This is a genomic window from Streptomyces sp. NPDC058701 (genome assembly GCF_042715295.1).
Lineage (GTDB): Bacteria > Actinomycetota > Actinomycetes > Streptomycetales > Streptomycetaceae > Streptomyces.
The window spans coordinates 1-12,195 of record NZ_JBHXSY010000013.1 but is presented as its reverse complement, the minus strand read 5'-3'; the positions used below and the strand labels follow the sequence as shown (position 1 = coordinate 12,195).

Below are 12,195 nucleotides of genomic sequence, written 5' to 3'. Positions count from 1 at the left end.
GGGGCGCGGTCGCCGGAGCCGGCGCGGACTCACGCCGACGCGCGGATCACCAGCTCGGGAGCGAACAGCACGGCCTCCGCTTCTGCGGGGGCCGCGCCCCTCACCCGGTCCAGGAGGAGCCGGACCATCTCGGCCGCCATGTCCTCCACCGGCTGACGCACGGTCGTCAGCCGCGGCCGGCACGCCGCGGCGGCGCTGGAGTCGTCGAAGCCGACGACCGCCACGTCGTCCGGGACCCGGCGGCCGTGCTCGCCGAGCACCAGGCACGCCCCGTGCGCCATCACGTCGTTGGCGGCGAACACCCCGTCCAGATCCGGCTGTTCGGCGAGGAGCCGCCGCATCGCCCGTTCGCCCCCGTCCAGGGTGAAGTCCCCCTCGGCCACCCTCACCCGGTCACCCGCCGCCTCCCGGAAGCCCGCCAGCCGCTCCTGGCTCGCCGGTACGTCGGCCGGGCCGCCGATCGCCGCCAGGCGTCGGCGCCCGCGCGCCAGCAGGTGCCGGGCGGCCAGCGCGCCGCCCTCGCGGTGCAGCAGGTCGACGTGGTCGATCGGCACCCCGGCCGCCGGGCGCGCGAACAGGACCGCGGGCAGCCCCGCCCCGGCGAGCATCCCGGGCAGCGGGTCCCGCGGGCTGGTGGTGGCGAGCAGGGCTCCGTCGGCGTTGCCCTGCGCGAGGTACGCGAGCACCTCGGCGCGGTCCTCGGCGCCGTCGGCGAACATCAGCACCGGGTGCACCCCGCGCGGCCGGAGCGCCCGGACCACGCCGCTGACCACCCGGCCGAAGAAGGGGTCCTGGAAGACACCGGCCGCGAACTCGTCTCCGCCTCGCGGTGAATCGGCACCCGCGCCGCAGACCACGAGGGCGACCGTGCCGGACCGCCGCGTCACGAGCGAGCGGGCCGCCCGGTTCGGCACGTACCCGGTCGAGGCGACCGCCCGGCGGACGGCCTCCTGGATGGCCGGGTCGACGTTGCGGACCCCGTTCACCACCCGCGACACCGTCGCCCGGGAGACGCCGGCGGCGCGGGCCACGTCCTCCAGCGTCGGCGCCCCCGCCGCCCCTCCCCCGGCTGGCGCGCCCGCCCCGGTCCCCACCCCTGTCGCCGTACGCCCCCCAGTGTCCATGGCCGCAGCGTAACGCCCCCGTCCGGGCGCGGCGGAGTGCGGCTGGGCTCGTGCGGCCAGGGCTCGTGCGGCCGCTCGGGCCTCCAGGGTTGCGCGGAGCGGGGACCAGTGCCGCAGGGCCCGTACGCAGGCCGTCACCGCTCCCCCGGTACGGCCGACGAGCAGCGGGTCCTCGGCACAGCACGCGAAGGGCGGCCGGCGTGAGGGCTGCGGTGCAGGTTCAGCGCGGGGGCGAGCAGGACGTGGACGCCCTTGCGGCGGGCCTCGTCGCCCAGCAGGACGCCGAGTCCGGACACCCGGCCCTCGTCTCAGCCCGGTCCGCGCACCGGGCGCGCGTGGCGCGCATCGCCTGTACGAGCGGCAGCCCGAGCGGCCCGGCCGGCCCGTCGGAGAACACCATCCGGCGCAGCCCCACGGCCGGCTCGGCGGGAGTGTGCCAGGTGTCGGCGCCGGTCAACAGCCCGACGCACTGCCGGAGATCCAGCTCGTCCGCGAGCCGCCCCGCGTCGTCACCGCCACCGTCACCCCTCGGTCGACTTGTCAGGCGGCCACCGGATGGGCGGCCTGGAACGCGAGCCTCGCGTCCGCACCGTCGGCGAGCCTTCCGAGCACCTCGTCCAGAGCGAGGAATGCGGCCCAGGGCTCCTCCCCGGCCGCCCGGACCAGGTGTCCGACCAGGAGATCCTCCAGTTCGTACGCCACGTCGTGCACCAACCGCAGGTGCGCCGCCAGCCGGGGCGGCGCGGCGAGGGTCCTGAGCAGCGCGGACACCTCGGGCGGCAGCGGGCGCACCGGCGGCTCGCCCGGCGCGGTGAGCGCCCGGAAGAGGCGGCCGCCCCCGTGGTCCGCCGGGGCGGGAGCGGCCGTCGGTACGGGTTCCGGTTCCATCGGAAGAGTGTGCACGAACGGTGCGGGGACGGTGCGGGCAGGCCCGGCCGGGTCCCCCGCGGCCCCGGCCGGAGGGCCCGGGACTGCCGGGGGGCGGCGCCGAGGCCGGCGCCGAGGCCTGGGCCGGGGGCCGCGGCTCGCGGCGGGCCCGGGCCCGGGCCCGGGCCCGGTCACTCGTACTCCGTGCCGCCCTTGCGGGTCAGATAGGCCGGACTGACGGCCTTCGCGATGGCGCGGCCGCCCACCACCGGGCTGTGCCGCTCGGTCGCCGGCCTGATGACGACCCCTTCGCGCAGGTGGAGCTCCCGCCCGGACACGGTCTCCCGGCCGCTGGCCAGCTCCAGCACCGTGGCGAGCGCGTACGGCCCCTCGTACAGGCGTGGGACCAGCGGGAGTTCGCCATCGTCCAGCACCTCGGCCGGGTCCAGCCAGCGCACTTGGCCGTCGATCTCGGCGCAGACGTCGAAGACGGCGTACCCGGGCGGCGCTTCGGCGGTGCGCACGTTGGTCCCGTACGCCAGGTCCTGGACACCCGCGCCGTACACCTCTCCGAAGATCCCGATCCGGGTCGCGCCGAGACGGGCGGCGAGGGCGGCCGCGACCGCGGGGACGCCGTGGCCGCGTACGGCACGCCAGTACAGGTTGCGCTCGTCCTCCTTGAGCGCCAGGCTCCTCGAGCCGAACCCCTTGGAGGAGACCAGGGACCGCGCGCCGTCGACGACGTAGGTGAACAGCGAGGCGGTGCCGTGCAGTTTTTCGGTGAGGACGACCGGCTCGCCGGCCTCGAATATGTCCGGATAGCGCTGGAGGTTCTCGATGTCGACCCACGGCATCAGGTCGGGGGCGGACTCGACGTCGCCGCTCATCGTGGTGGGGACGGGCGGCGACCACTTCGTGATGCCGAGCAGCTCCGCGAAGTCCGTGCCCTCCTCGGCGGCGCGCGCCAGGTCGACGTCGGCGAGGGCGCGCGGCCGGCACACCAGCCCCTGGGAGAGCTCGCCGCGCAGCCGGACGGCTTTGACCCGGTCGGCGGAACCTCCGGCGAGCCGGCCGGTCAGTCCCAGCTCCTCGATCAGAGCGGCCGGCAGGACGGCCTGTTCGGGGATGTAGAGCGCGAACTCGCCGCTCTTGTAGGCGCCTTTGGCGACGACGGCGCGGTAGAGGCCGACTTGGGCCAGTTCCAGCGCGTCGGCGTTCGGGTGCTCGTGGACGGTCAGCTCTTCGGCGGTGACCCGCAGGGTCGACATGGTCGGGCTCCTCGTACGTGACGGTGTGGCCGGCCGCGCGCCCGGTCGGGGCCCGCGGCGACGTCCCCACTCTCGCCGACCGATTTCCCCTGGTCCACCGCATATCGCGGTGCCCGTCACCGGCGCCCGGCGATCACGACCTGGCAGCATGGGCTCCACCGGCACCCGCTCGTCCGTCGCACAGGAGGCCCCCATGACACCTCGCCCGGTCACCGTCGTCACCGGCGGCAGCAGGGGCATCGGCGCCGCCGTCTGTCTGCGGCTCGCCGCCGACGGGCACGACCTGGCGCTGGGGTACCTGCGCGACGAGGAGGCCGCGGCGTCCGTCGCCGAGCAGGTGCGGGCACTCGGCTCGCGGTGCGTGACCGTACGCGGCGACACGTCGGAGGAGTGCGGCGTCGAGCGGCTCTTCGACATCGCGGGGGCCGAACTCGGCACGGTGAACGGCCTGGTGAACAACGCGGGCGTGACCGGTCCGCTGGGCCGGCTCGCCGACACCGCTACGGCGGACCTGCGGCGCGTGGTCGACGTGAACCTCTTCGGATACCTGCTGTGCTGCCGCCGCGCCGCGCGGGACATGGCGGGGTCCGGCGGCGGGTCGATCGTGAACGTCTCCTCGGCGGCGGCCACCCTCGGCAGCCCCGGGGACTACGTGCACTACGCGGCGACCAAGGCGGCGACCGACGCCCTGACCGTGGGGCTCTCGAAGGAACTCGGGCCGGACGGCATCAGGGTGAACGCCGTGGCTCCCGGCATCATCGAGACCGGGATGCACGCGGCGATGGGCGACCCGGACCGCCCCGCCCGGGCGGCGGCCGGCATCCCGCTCGGCCGGGCCGGCCGGCCCGGCGAGGTCGCCGGAGCGATCGCGTGGCTGCTGTCTGCGGACGCCTCCTACACGACGGGCGCCGTCCTGCGCGTCGCGGGAGGCCGCTGAGCCCAGGCGCCTGGGGCGCGGGCCGCCGAACGGAACGGGCCCGCCGGGACGCTCCCGCGGAGACCCGCCTCGCCCGAGCCACCGCGCACGACTCCTGCCCCCGTGCGTCACGTCACACGCCCGTTGATCACGGCTGGAACCCGGCGTCCCGAGTCCCGCCGGGCGGAACCTAGTCGAATGCCGAACGGGTGGACGGGCCGTAGATGCCCTTCGGGTCGCCCGTGATGCCGCGGTCGCTCTGGAGTTGGGCCACACCGCGTCGGGTCTGGCCGTCGTAGACGCCGTTGACGGTGACGTACGTGAACCCCTGCCCGTGGAGCCGTTCCTGAAGGGCGCGGACCTCCGGCCCGCGGTCACCCGGGCGCAGTGTGCCGTCGGCGGCCGGTGGTGGTGGTGTGGGCGAGGCGCCGGGCGGGGGCTTCCGGTCGGGGTTGCCCGTCGGGCCGGGCGACGCGGAGGCGGGCACGGGCGCGGAGGCCGACGCGGCCCCGGTGGTGGCCGGGCCGGCCGGCGCCGGGGAGGACTCGGGCGCGGCCGCGGCGGGGTCGTCGGCGTCGGCGCCCGGGTCGCGCTGCGGGAGCACCGGCACGGGAAGCCCGGGCGGCGGTACGGACCGTGCCGGCTCGGGGTCGGGCCCGCTGAGCAGGAGCACCAGGCACCCCGCCGCGGCGAGCGCGAACAGGGCGAGGAGGGCGAGGAGGGACGCGGGCAGCCGGCCGCCGCTCGCCGGGCCGGGGCCGGGGGGTTTGCCAGAGCCGTAGTCGTCGCCGTAGTCGTAGCCGTACGAGGTGCCCGTCCCCGGGGCGGTCGCCGTTCGCGAGGCCGGACCGGACACGGGCTCCGGGGCGGTTGCCCGGCCCGGGTCGGGGCGGACGCCCGGGATCGGTCCGGGAAAGGTGACGGGCCCGGTCTGCGGCCAGGTTGGCCCGGTCGCGCCGAACGAATCCGCCGGGCCGGCCGGGTGCGGCGGGCCGGCCGGGCGGCTCGAGGGGGCCACGTAGGGACGTACGAGGAGGTGGTCGTCGGGCACGGTCCGGCTCTCAGGGAAGGCGGGGGACGTCTGGGACATCATTGTCTCCCGGCAGCGAAGGGGCTCGCACGGCGGTGCGGTACGGCCGGCCCCCGCGCCCGCCGGGTCAGGTCCTGCGGCGCCGGACGACCAGCACCATGACTGTTCCGGTGGCCGGCTCGGCGGCGCCGCCGAGGGCCGGTTCACCCGCCACGACACCACCGCCCCGTACGGGCCACCCCGCCGGTCGGCGCACCGCACCGGCCCTCGGTCCGGGCCCGGCCGGGGTGCCGGACGGGGGCGCGGCAGGAACCCTCCGGCGCGGCCCTCGGCTCCGATCCGGTACCGCGCTCCTCTCCGGAGCCACCGCGGTGCCGGGCGCGGAGGCGGTGGGCCCGGAGCCGTACCCACCGGGCCGGGCGTTCCGGGTCGCGCCGCTCCGGGCACGGCGGGCGCCGGAACGCGGGGCGGGCAGCCGCTGGAGGGGCGGTGGCGGGTCTCGGCGCCGCCCGCACCGGTCAACGACCCCGCGGTGACGGCGCCGTTGACGGTGCCCGCCGTACCGAGGTCGGCGTTCACGTCGGGCGCGAGGATGCCGCCGGGCCAGGCTGCGGCGCCGCCCTTCCCCCTCCGCACGGCGCCGGGGACGTGCCACAGCGGTTCCGAACGGATCGCACCGCCCGCACACTGTCGGACGGTCCCTCCGGTCAGTCGGGGATCCCGTCGCGCCGACGGGCCGACGTGCCCCCGACCGTCACCGCGGCGAGGAGCATCAGGGCGGCAGCGCCCAGCGGCGCGGCGGGCGCGGAGATCCCGTCCACGGCGAGCCCGCCGAGCAGCGCGCCCGCGGCGATGGCCAGGTTGAACACGGCCACCATCAGCGAGGAGGCCGCCTCGGTCGCCGCAGGCGCCGACGCGACCATCCAGCTCTGCAGGCTCACCGACACCCCTCCGTACGCCAGCCCCCAGGCGAGCAGCAGCGCGGACCCGGCGACCGTGCCGGGGAGGGCTGCCATCAGCCCGAGGATCACGGCGAGGGACGCGCTGACCGTGAGCAGCGTACGGCGCGCATCGCGCGGCCCGGCCAGGAAGTTGCCCGCGACGCCGGCCACGCCGTAGCCGAGCAGGAGCGTGCTGACGTGGTGGGCGTCGATGCCGGAGACGTCCTGGAGGATCGGCCGGACGAACGTGTAGGCGGTGAACTGCCCGGTGACCACGAGGAAGGTGACGATGACCCCCACACGGACCCCGCGGTTCCCGCGGAGCAGCCCGAAGAGTTCGGGGAAGGCGACGGGGCACGTCGGCGGAAGCGGGGGCAGCAGCAGGACCAGGGCGACCAGTGTGAGGAGGCCGAGGACGCCGACCGCGGCGAAGGCGGTGCGCCAGCCGCCGACTTCGCCGAGCAGCGTTCCGGCGGGGACGCCGAGCACGGAGGCGGTGGGGACGCCGCCGAACACGACCGCGGTCGCCGAGCCCACGTGCCGCTCGGGCACGAGCCGTACGGCCAGCCCTCCCGCGATGGCCCAGAAGCCGCCGACGCTGACGCCGACGAGCAGGCGGGTCGCCAGCACGACGGTGAAGTTCGGGGCGAGGGCGGCGGCGAGGTTCGCGACGGCCATCAGGGCGATCAGCACGCACAGCACGAGCCGCCGGTCGAGACGGCCGGAGCCGACGGTGACGAGGGGCGCGCAGAACCCGGCGACGAGCCCGGGCACGGTGACCATCAGCCCGGCGGTTCCGTCGGAGACCCCGAGGGCGGCGCCGACGGGGGTGAGCAGGCCGACGGGCAGCAGCTCGGAGGTGATCAGGCCGAAGATCCCGAGGGCGACGGCGCAGACGGCCGCCCAGCCCGTCCACAGGGCACGCCCGGATCCGGCCCCGGATCCGCCGACGCCATCGTCCCCGTCGGCGTTGTCGGCCACGTCGGCGTTGTCGGCCACGTCGGCGTTGTCGGCCTTGTCGTACCCGTCGGCACCATCGCCCCCGGACGCACCACCCGACGCGGGATCCGCACCGGTACCGGACCGGGGCTCCGGAACGGTACGGGGCGTGGCGGACGGAAGGGAGTCGTGGGGCTCGGGGGACGGCGGCAGGTTGCCAGGCGCGGCGGCTGAGGTCATGGATGGGTACTCCGTACGGGCACAGTGGCGGGAAGGACGGTGCGGTACGGGGCGAGCGGGGGGTCGCGCCTCCCCCTTCACCCGTACGGTCGTACCAATTCCCCGCCCGTTCCGGTAATTCCCGCCCCGGCCACGGGCCCGGCCACGGGGTCCGCACACGGGCATTCTCGAACCACCTCCGTGGCGGATCGATTCCGCAGACGGGCCCGCGTCACCCGGACGCGTGAGCCGCCGGATCCGGTCGGCCGGGCTGTACGGCAAGGTGGTCGGATGCAGTTGCGCCGGGCCGTGCCCCTCTCCCTCGTCGCGCTCCTCGCGAGCGCCGGCTGTGTCTCCGTCGGCCCCGACTCCCCGGCTCCGGCAACCGGTTCCGTCCCGCCCGTCGGCGCGCCGGACCGGCCGGCCGCGCCGTCGGCCCTGCCCCTCGGGAAACTGCCCGGCCCCGCGGCGGACGAGCCGCGCCCGGTCCCGGACGTCTCCGCCGGGCGGCCGCCCGCCAAGGCCGCCCGGCCGCTTTCGGGCAGGCCCGCGAAGCCGGCGGCGCCCCGGCGGGCCCACCCGCCCGGGCCGGCGAGCCCCCACCCGCGCCGCAAGCCGACCGGCCCGCCCGCCATGGACGAGTTGTGCGCGGCCGCGGACGGGACCGTACCCCCCTCGATCGTCGACCTGTGCCTGCGGGAGTACGGTCGCTGACCGGGGACCGGACCGGGGACGATCCTCGACGGCGGGTGAGCGCCGAGGAGCTGTGCCGCCGCCTCGACGCGGCCGGGGTGGTCCCCACGGGCCCCGGCATCGCCCGCTACGAGGACGCCCCGGTCGCCCTGGACCACCCGGACACACCGCACCACCCGGACGTACCGCAAGGCCCTGACGCGTCGGCCGGGGCGATCGTCGTGCGCGCCGGGCTGCCCGTGGCGGCCGGGGTGCGCGCCGAGGACCTCGGAGGCGGGGTGCGGATCGTGGAGCTGCCCGCGGTGGAGCGGGCCGCGACGGTGGTGCACCGGGGGGCGATGGAGGGCGTACTGCCGACCTCGCAGGTCCTGGCCTGGTGGATCGACGCCCACGGCCACCGCTCGGCCGGATACGCCCGGGAGCTGACCCTGGCCTGCCCCGAGGACCGGGACCGGTGGGTCACCGAGCTCCAGGAACCCCTGGCCGACACGCCCTGACGGGGCGGCCCCTGAGGTGACGGGATGCGACGCGTACTGGTGGTGGGGATCAGCGGGGCGGGCAAGTCCACGATGGCCCGGGCCCTGGGGGTGCGGCACGGGCTGCCGTTCCACGAGCTGGACGCCCTGCACTTCACCGGCCCCGGCTGGGCGGTGAACCCCGCCTTCGCCGAGGACACCGCGCGGCTGGCGGGTGCCGAGCGGTGGGTCTTCGACTCCCTCGGCTACCCGGCCGTACGCGACCTGCTGTGGGAACGGGCCGACACCGTCGTCTGGCTGGACCACCCGCGGTACGTGGTCATGCGGCGGGTGCTGCTCCGTTCGCTGCGCCGGAGCCTGACGCGCGAGCGGCTGTTCGGCGGGAACCGGGAGGCCTGGCGGGAGTGGCTGCGCGCCGACCACCCCGCCTGGTGGGCCTGGCGGGAGTACGAGCCCCGCCGCGCCGAGATCCTGCGCCGGGCCGGTGACCCGCGGTTCGCCCCGCTGGAGCTGGTCCGGCTCCGGTCGCCCCGCGCGGCTGAGGCCTGGCTGCGCGAGCAGGGCGGCCCCGCGTAGGCAGGACGGAGCGACACCGGGATGACACCGGTACGGCACCGTCGGCACCGACGGCGTGCGCGGCCGCGGCGGCGTCAGGGGTGTCGGCCGCAGACCCTGGCGCAGCGCACGGCCGTGTCGCGGCGGGCGGTGCGCAGTCGGCGCACGGTGTCGTGGCCTCGGCGCCGCCACTCGGCCCGGGGCAGGCCGGCCCGCTGACCGCCGCCCGTGATCAGGGCGTTGACGGGGGTCATCGGGTCGGCGGCCAGGCCTTTGGCGAGGAGGACGCCGACCACGAGCGGTACCAGCGCCACGGCCAGGGCGGAACCGGCGGTGGTCACGTGCCGCAGGTGCGGGCGGGTCGGCGTGCCGTGCGGGGCCTCGGAAGTCATGGCCCCATTCGACCAGCGCGGGCGCGGTGGGGAATCGGGGCGGATACTCAGGCCGTTGGGCACGAGGTACTCAGACGGCGGGGCGGGGTGGTGGGTGATGGCGGTACCCGGGCAGGGGTTCGAGCCCTCGACCGGCGACGGGCCGGAGCCGGAACCCTCGGCCGGCCGGGAGCGCGAGCTCCGCACGGCTCACGAGGGGTTGTTGCAGATCCGCCGCTTGGTCAACGGCCCGGCGGGGGCGGCGGTTCCGGCACCGTGGGAGGTACGGCAGCCCGCGCGCGCGGTGGCGCTCGTACTGGAGGCGGCGGGGTTCCCCCCGTCGGCGGTGGACGCGGAGGGCCGGCGGACGCGCACGGGGTACCGGGTGGCCGACGGGCCCGAACCGGGCCGGGCGCAGGTGACCTGGTCCGGCCCGCCGGGCGGGGGCGCCGCCGAGGAGGAGCAGGAGCGGCTCACGGCCTGCGCGGGGGCGCTGGAGGGTCTCGGGTGGGTCTGCCTGCTGTACCGGGGCCCGCGGCGGCGCCGGTTCCTGGAGGTGGAACCCCCGCGCTGACCGCGGCGCGGGCGACGGGGGCGGCCGGCCGGACCCGGCGGGCCCCGGCCCGGCGGTCGGCTCGCGCCGGGACGCCGGCAGCCGAGCGTACCCAACCGGTCTTCGGGGCCTCAGCGGTAGCGGGCGGCGAGGGCCGATGCCGTCTCGGCGACCGCGCGGCGCAGGCCGGGCGGGCCGAGGACCTCGGCCTCGACGCCCAGCCGGAGCAGGTCGCCGACCGCCACCGCCCGGGACTCGACGGGGAGACGGAGCCGTACCCAGCCCTGCGCGTCGGGCGGTTCGGCCCCGGCGAGCGCCCGTACGCCGGCGGACCCGAACCACATCGGCAGCAGCTTCCGGCCCCGGGGGGAGAGCCGCAGTTCGGCGGTCTCCTGGTGGAGCGCCTCGGCGAGGCGGCCGGTGGATTCCCGCCAGTACGCGGCGAGGTCGAAGCCCGGCGGCCGTTCGAAGGTGTCGTCCGTGGTGTCCACGGTGAGGAACCGGGCGACCCGGTAGGACCGTACGGTGTCGTCGGCCTCGGCCGCGAGGTACCAGATGCCGCCCTTGACCACGAGGCCGAGGGGGCGCAGTTCGCGGTGGACCTCGCCGCTCCAGCGGCGGTAGTCGGCCCGGAGGACCCGCTGGTCCCAGACGGCCTGGGCGATCCGCGCGAGGTGCGGGACGGGGTCGGCGTCGCGGAACCAGGCGGGTGCGTCGAGGTGGAAGCGGTCCTGGAGGTGGCGGACCCGTTCGGCGAGGGCCGCCGGGAGCGCCGCCTGGAGCTTCAGCTGGGCGGCGGCCAGGTCGGCGCCGAGGCCCAGTTCCCGCGCGGGCCCCGGCGCTCCGGCGAGGAAGAGCGACCCCGCCTGGGCGTCGGTGAGTCCGGTGAGGCGGGTGCGGTAGCCGTCCGCCAGCCGGTAGCCGCCCGCGGGGCCGCGGTCGGCGTGGACGGGGACGCCGGAGGCGCCGAGGGCTTCGATGTCCCGGTACACGGTGCGGACGGACACCTCCAGCTCGTCGGCGAGCTGGGGCGCGGTCATGCGGCCGCGGTTCTGCAGCAGCAGGAGGAGGGTGAGGAGCCGGTCGGCACGCATGCCGTCATTCTCGCCGCAGCTGCCGACCGCACCTGCCCGGCCCCACGCGCCTGCGCGACCCGTCCCGTCGGCCCCGCCCGCCGGTCGTACCCGCCTGCCGGTCGTACCCGCCTGCCGTACCTGACAGGAGGTGTCAGGTACGGCTGACAGCCTGTGGGCACCGCCGGATCGATCTCCGGTTCGGACGCCGGCCGGCCCCTGGCCGGCCCCCTGTTCACCCGCCGGGCGGAGTTGCCGTCCGGCCTGCCGAGAGGACCGCCATGTCCACGTTCACCCCCGACCGGACCCCCGACCGGACCCCCGGCACGGAGCCGTCGACCGCCTCCGTGGAGACCTCCGGGCACTTCACGTACGCCGGTTGGGAGGAGCTTCCCGTCGGCTCCCCCGACGGTTCCCCGCGGCTCGCCCGGGCCCTCGTCACGAACTCGTTCGCCGGCGGGGTGGAGGCGGCCGCGACCAGCTGCGCGTACACGATCGTCTACACCGGGGAGAACGTCGGCACCTACACCGGCATGGAACTGCTGTCCGGCAGCGTCGACGGGCGGACGGGGTCGTTCGTGCTGGAGGAGTCCGGCACCTTCGACCCCGGCGGCACCACCTGCCGTTTCGCGGTGGTCCCCGGGTCCGGTACCGGGGACCTGGCCGGACTCAGCGGGTCCGGCGGGTTCACCCACCGCTCCGGGGAGGCGTCGGTCGCGTACGCGCTCAGCTACCGGCTGGGCTGAGCGGGCCCCGGCCGCCGCCGAAGGCATCATCTGCCTTAGGGTGACCGCCATGGAACCCTCGGCCGCCACCCTGCCCCCGCTCTCCGAGCCGGACGCGGCCGCCGTCGCGGAGGTCATGCAGGGCCTCGCCTCACCCGCCCGCGTACGCATCCTCGCCCGCCTGCTGCACTCCCCCTGCTCGGTCGGCGACCTCGCGGAGGACCTCGCCCTCGGCCAGCCCACGGTCTCCAACCACCTGCGGCTGCTGCGCCACCTCGACCTCGTCACCGGCCGCCGCGACGGCCGCAACGTGGTCTACGAGCTCCACGACGCCCACGTCGAAGCCCTGCTCCAGCAGGTGCTGGCGCACGTGCACCACGAGGACCGGACCTGATCGCCGCCCGCTCCGGGCCGGGCGTCCGTCGGCCGCAGGACCGTACTGCGG

The 12,195-nt window shown here is 76.8% G+C and carries 15 protein-coding genes; 7 read left to right on the top strand and 8 right to left on the bottom strand.

All coding sequences use genetic code 11. The features are described 5' to 3' along the window. Nucleotides 1–29 precede the first annotated feature (29 nt). From ACFWW8_RS16300 to ACFWW8_RS16285, 4 genes are all read right to left on the bottom strand, one after another. Nucleotides 30–1,124, bottom strand: a complete 1,095-nt coding sequence (locus ACFWW8_RS16300) for a LacI family DNA-binding transcriptional regulator (RefSeq protein ID WP_386529059.1) — start codon at nt 1,122–1,124, stop codon at nt 30–32. A gap of 134 nt (nt 1,125–1,258) precedes the next feature. Continuing rightward, nucleotides 1,259–1,420 carry a hypothetical protein gene (locus ACFWW8_RS16295; RefSeq protein WP_386529058.1) on the bottom strand — a complete coding sequence of 54 codons (162 nt, stop codon included), beginning with the start codon at nt 1,418–1,420 and terminating at the stop codon, nt 1,259–1,261. 244 nt (nt 1,421–1,664) lie between these two features. Beyond that, nucleotides 1,665–2,012, bottom strand: coding sequence for a hypothetical protein (locus ACFWW8_RS16290; RefSeq protein ID WP_386529055.1), 348 nt, complete (start codon nt 2,010–2,012; stop codon nt 1,665–1,667). A gap of 170 nt (nt 2,013–2,182) precedes the next feature. Beyond that, nucleotides 2,183–3,259: an RNA ligase (ATP) gene (locus ACFWW8_RS16285; protein WP_386529052.1), complete on the bottom strand. Its 1,077-nt coding sequence runs from the start codon at nt 3,257–3,259 to the stop codon at nt 2,183–2,185. 193 nt (nt 3,260–3,452) lie between these two features. Between ACFWW8_RS16285 and ACFWW8_RS16280 the strand changes: the two genes are divergently transcribed. Beyond that, nucleotides 3,453–4,196, top strand: a complete 744-nt coding sequence (locus tag ACFWW8_RS16280; RefSeq protein WP_386529050.1) for an SDR family NAD(P)-dependent oxidoreductase — start codon at nt 3,453–3,455, stop codon at nt 4,194–4,196. 169 nt (nt 4,197–4,365) lie between these two features. Here the strand turns inward: ACFWW8_RS16280 and ACFWW8_RS16275 are convergent, their stop codons facing one another. Together ACFWW8_RS16275 and ACFWW8_RS16270 are read right to left on the bottom strand one after the other, a co-directional pair. Next, nucleotides 4,366–5,031, bottom strand: a complete 666-nt coding sequence (locus tag ACFWW8_RS16275; protein ID WP_386529049.1) for a peptidoglycan-binding protein — start codon at nt 5,029–5,031, stop codon at nt 4,366–4,368. 881 nt (nt 5,032–5,912) lie between these two features. Then, a complete protein-coding gene (locus ACFWW8_RS16270; protein ID WP_386529046.1) occupies nt 5,913–7,325 on the bottom strand; it encodes an MFS transporter in 1,413 nt (470 codons plus the stop codon). A 270-nt stretch (nt 7,326–7,595) separates the two neighbouring features. On the opposite strand from ACFWW8_RS16270, the gene ACFWW8_RS16265 reads away from it, so the two are divergent. From ACFWW8_RS16265 to ACFWW8_RS16255, 3 genes are read left to right on the top strand one after another with little or no spacing between them, the layout of a single operon-like run. Next, nucleotides 7,596–8,018: a hypothetical protein gene (locus ACFWW8_RS16265; protein WP_386529044.1), complete on the top strand. Its 423-nt coding sequence runs from the start codon at nt 7,596–7,598 to the stop codon at nt 8,016–8,018. A gap of 35 nt (nt 8,019–8,053) precedes the next feature. Beyond that, on the top strand, nt 8,054–8,494 hold the full coding sequence (locus ACFWW8_RS16260) for a hypothetical protein (RefSeq protein WP_386529041.1): 441 nt from the start codon (nt 8,054–8,056) through the stop codon (nt 8,492–8,494). 24 nt (nt 8,495–8,518) lie between these two features. Beyond that, nucleotides 8,519–9,049 carry an adenylate kinase gene (locus ACFWW8_RS16255; protein ID WP_386529039.1) on the top strand — a complete coding sequence of 177 codons (531 nt, stop codon included), beginning with the start codon at nt 8,519–8,521 and terminating at the stop codon, nt 9,047–9,049. A gap of 74 nt (nt 9,050–9,123) precedes the next feature. On the opposite strand, the gene ACFWW8_RS16250 is transcribed toward ACFWW8_RS16255, so the two are convergent. Further along, a complete protein-coding gene (locus ACFWW8_RS16250; protein ID WP_386529036.1) occupies nt 9,124–9,420 on the bottom strand; it encodes a hypothetical protein in 297 nt (98 codons plus the stop codon). A 97-nt stretch (nt 9,421–9,517) separates the two neighbouring features. Here ACFWW8_RS16250 and ACFWW8_RS16245 point away from each other — a divergent pair, with 97 nt between their 5' ends. Further along, complete coding sequence (locus ACFWW8_RS16245; RefSeq protein WP_386529033.1) at nt 9,518–9,973, top strand: hypothetical protein; 456 nt, start codon at nt 9,518–9,520, stop codon at nt 9,971–9,973. A gap of 110 nt (nt 9,974–10,083) precedes the next feature. Here the strand turns inward: ACFWW8_RS16245 and ACFWW8_RS16240 are convergent, their stop codons facing one another. After that, nucleotides 10,084–11,046 (bottom strand): helix-turn-helix transcriptional regulator, encoded by a 963-nt coding sequence (locus tag ACFWW8_RS16240; protein ID WP_386529030.1) that lies wholly within the window; start codon nt 11,044–11,046, stop codon nt 10,084–10,086. 260 nt (nt 11,047–11,306) lie between these two features. Between ACFWW8_RS16240 and ACFWW8_RS16235 the strand changes: the two genes are divergently transcribed. Beyond that, nucleotides 11,307–11,771: a DUF3224 domain-containing protein gene (locus tag ACFWW8_RS16235; RefSeq protein WP_386529027.1), complete on the top strand. Its 465-nt coding sequence runs from the start codon at nt 11,307–11,309 to the stop codon at nt 11,769–11,771. 49 nt (nt 11,772–11,820) lie between these two features. Continuing rightward, nucleotides 11,821–12,144 (top strand): ArsR/SmtB family transcription factor, encoded by a 324-nt coding sequence (locus ACFWW8_RS16230; protein ID WP_386529024.1) that lies wholly within the window; start codon nt 11,821–11,823, stop codon nt 12,142–12,144. Nucleotides 12,145–12,195 lie beyond the last annotated feature (51 nt).

Bases quoted from the DNA above. Each gene is read 5' to 3' on its own strand.
- ACFWW8_RS16290 (WP_386529055.1), bottom strand. From the start codon at position 2,012: ATGGAACCGGAACCCGTACCGACGGCCGCTCCCGCCCCGGCGGACCAC.
- ACFWW8_RS16285 (WP_386529052.1), bottom strand. From the start codon at position 3,259: ATGTCGACCCTGCGGGTCACCGCCGAAGAGCTGACCGTCCACGAGCAC.
- ACFWW8_RS16250 (WP_386529036.1), bottom strand. From the start codon at position 9,420: ATGACTTCCGAGGCCCCGCACGGCACGCCGACCCGCCCGCACCTGCGG.
- ACFWW8_RS16230 (WP_386529024.1), top strand. From the start codon at position 11,821: ATGGAACCCTCGGCCGCCACCCTGCCCCCGCTCTCCGAGCCGGACGCG.
- ACFWW8_RS16245 (WP_386529033.1), top strand. From the start codon at position 9,518: ATGGCGGTACCCGGGCAGGGGTTCGAGCCCTCGACCGGCGACGGGCCG.
- ACFWW8_RS16235 (WP_386529027.1), top strand. From the start codon at position 11,307: ATGTCCACGTTCACCCCCGACCGGACCCCCGACCGGACCCCCGGCACG.
- ACFWW8_RS16280 (WP_386529050.1), top strand. From the start codon at position 3,453: ATGACACCTCGCCCGGTCACCGTCGTCACCGGCGGCAGCAGGGGCATC.
- ACFWW8_RS16265 (WP_386529044.1), top strand. From the start codon at position 7,596: ATGCAGTTGCGCCGGGCCGTGCCCCTCTCCCTCGTCGCGCTCCTCGCG.
- ACFWW8_RS16270 (WP_386529046.1), bottom strand. From the start codon at position 7,325: ATGACCTCAGCCGCCGCGCCTGGCAACCTGCCGCCGTCCCCCGAGCCC.
- ACFWW8_RS16255 (WP_386529039.1), top strand. From the start codon at position 8,519: ATGCGACGCGTACTGGTGGTGGGGATCAGCGGGGCGGGCAAGTCCACG.
- ACFWW8_RS16240 (WP_386529030.1), bottom strand. From the start codon at position 11,046: ATGCGTGCCGACCGGCTCCTCACCCTCCTCCTGCTGCTGCAGAACCGC.
- ACFWW8_RS16300 (WP_386529059.1), bottom strand. From the start codon at position 1,124: ATGGACACTGGGGGGCGTACGGCGACAGGGGTGGGGACCGGGGCGGGC.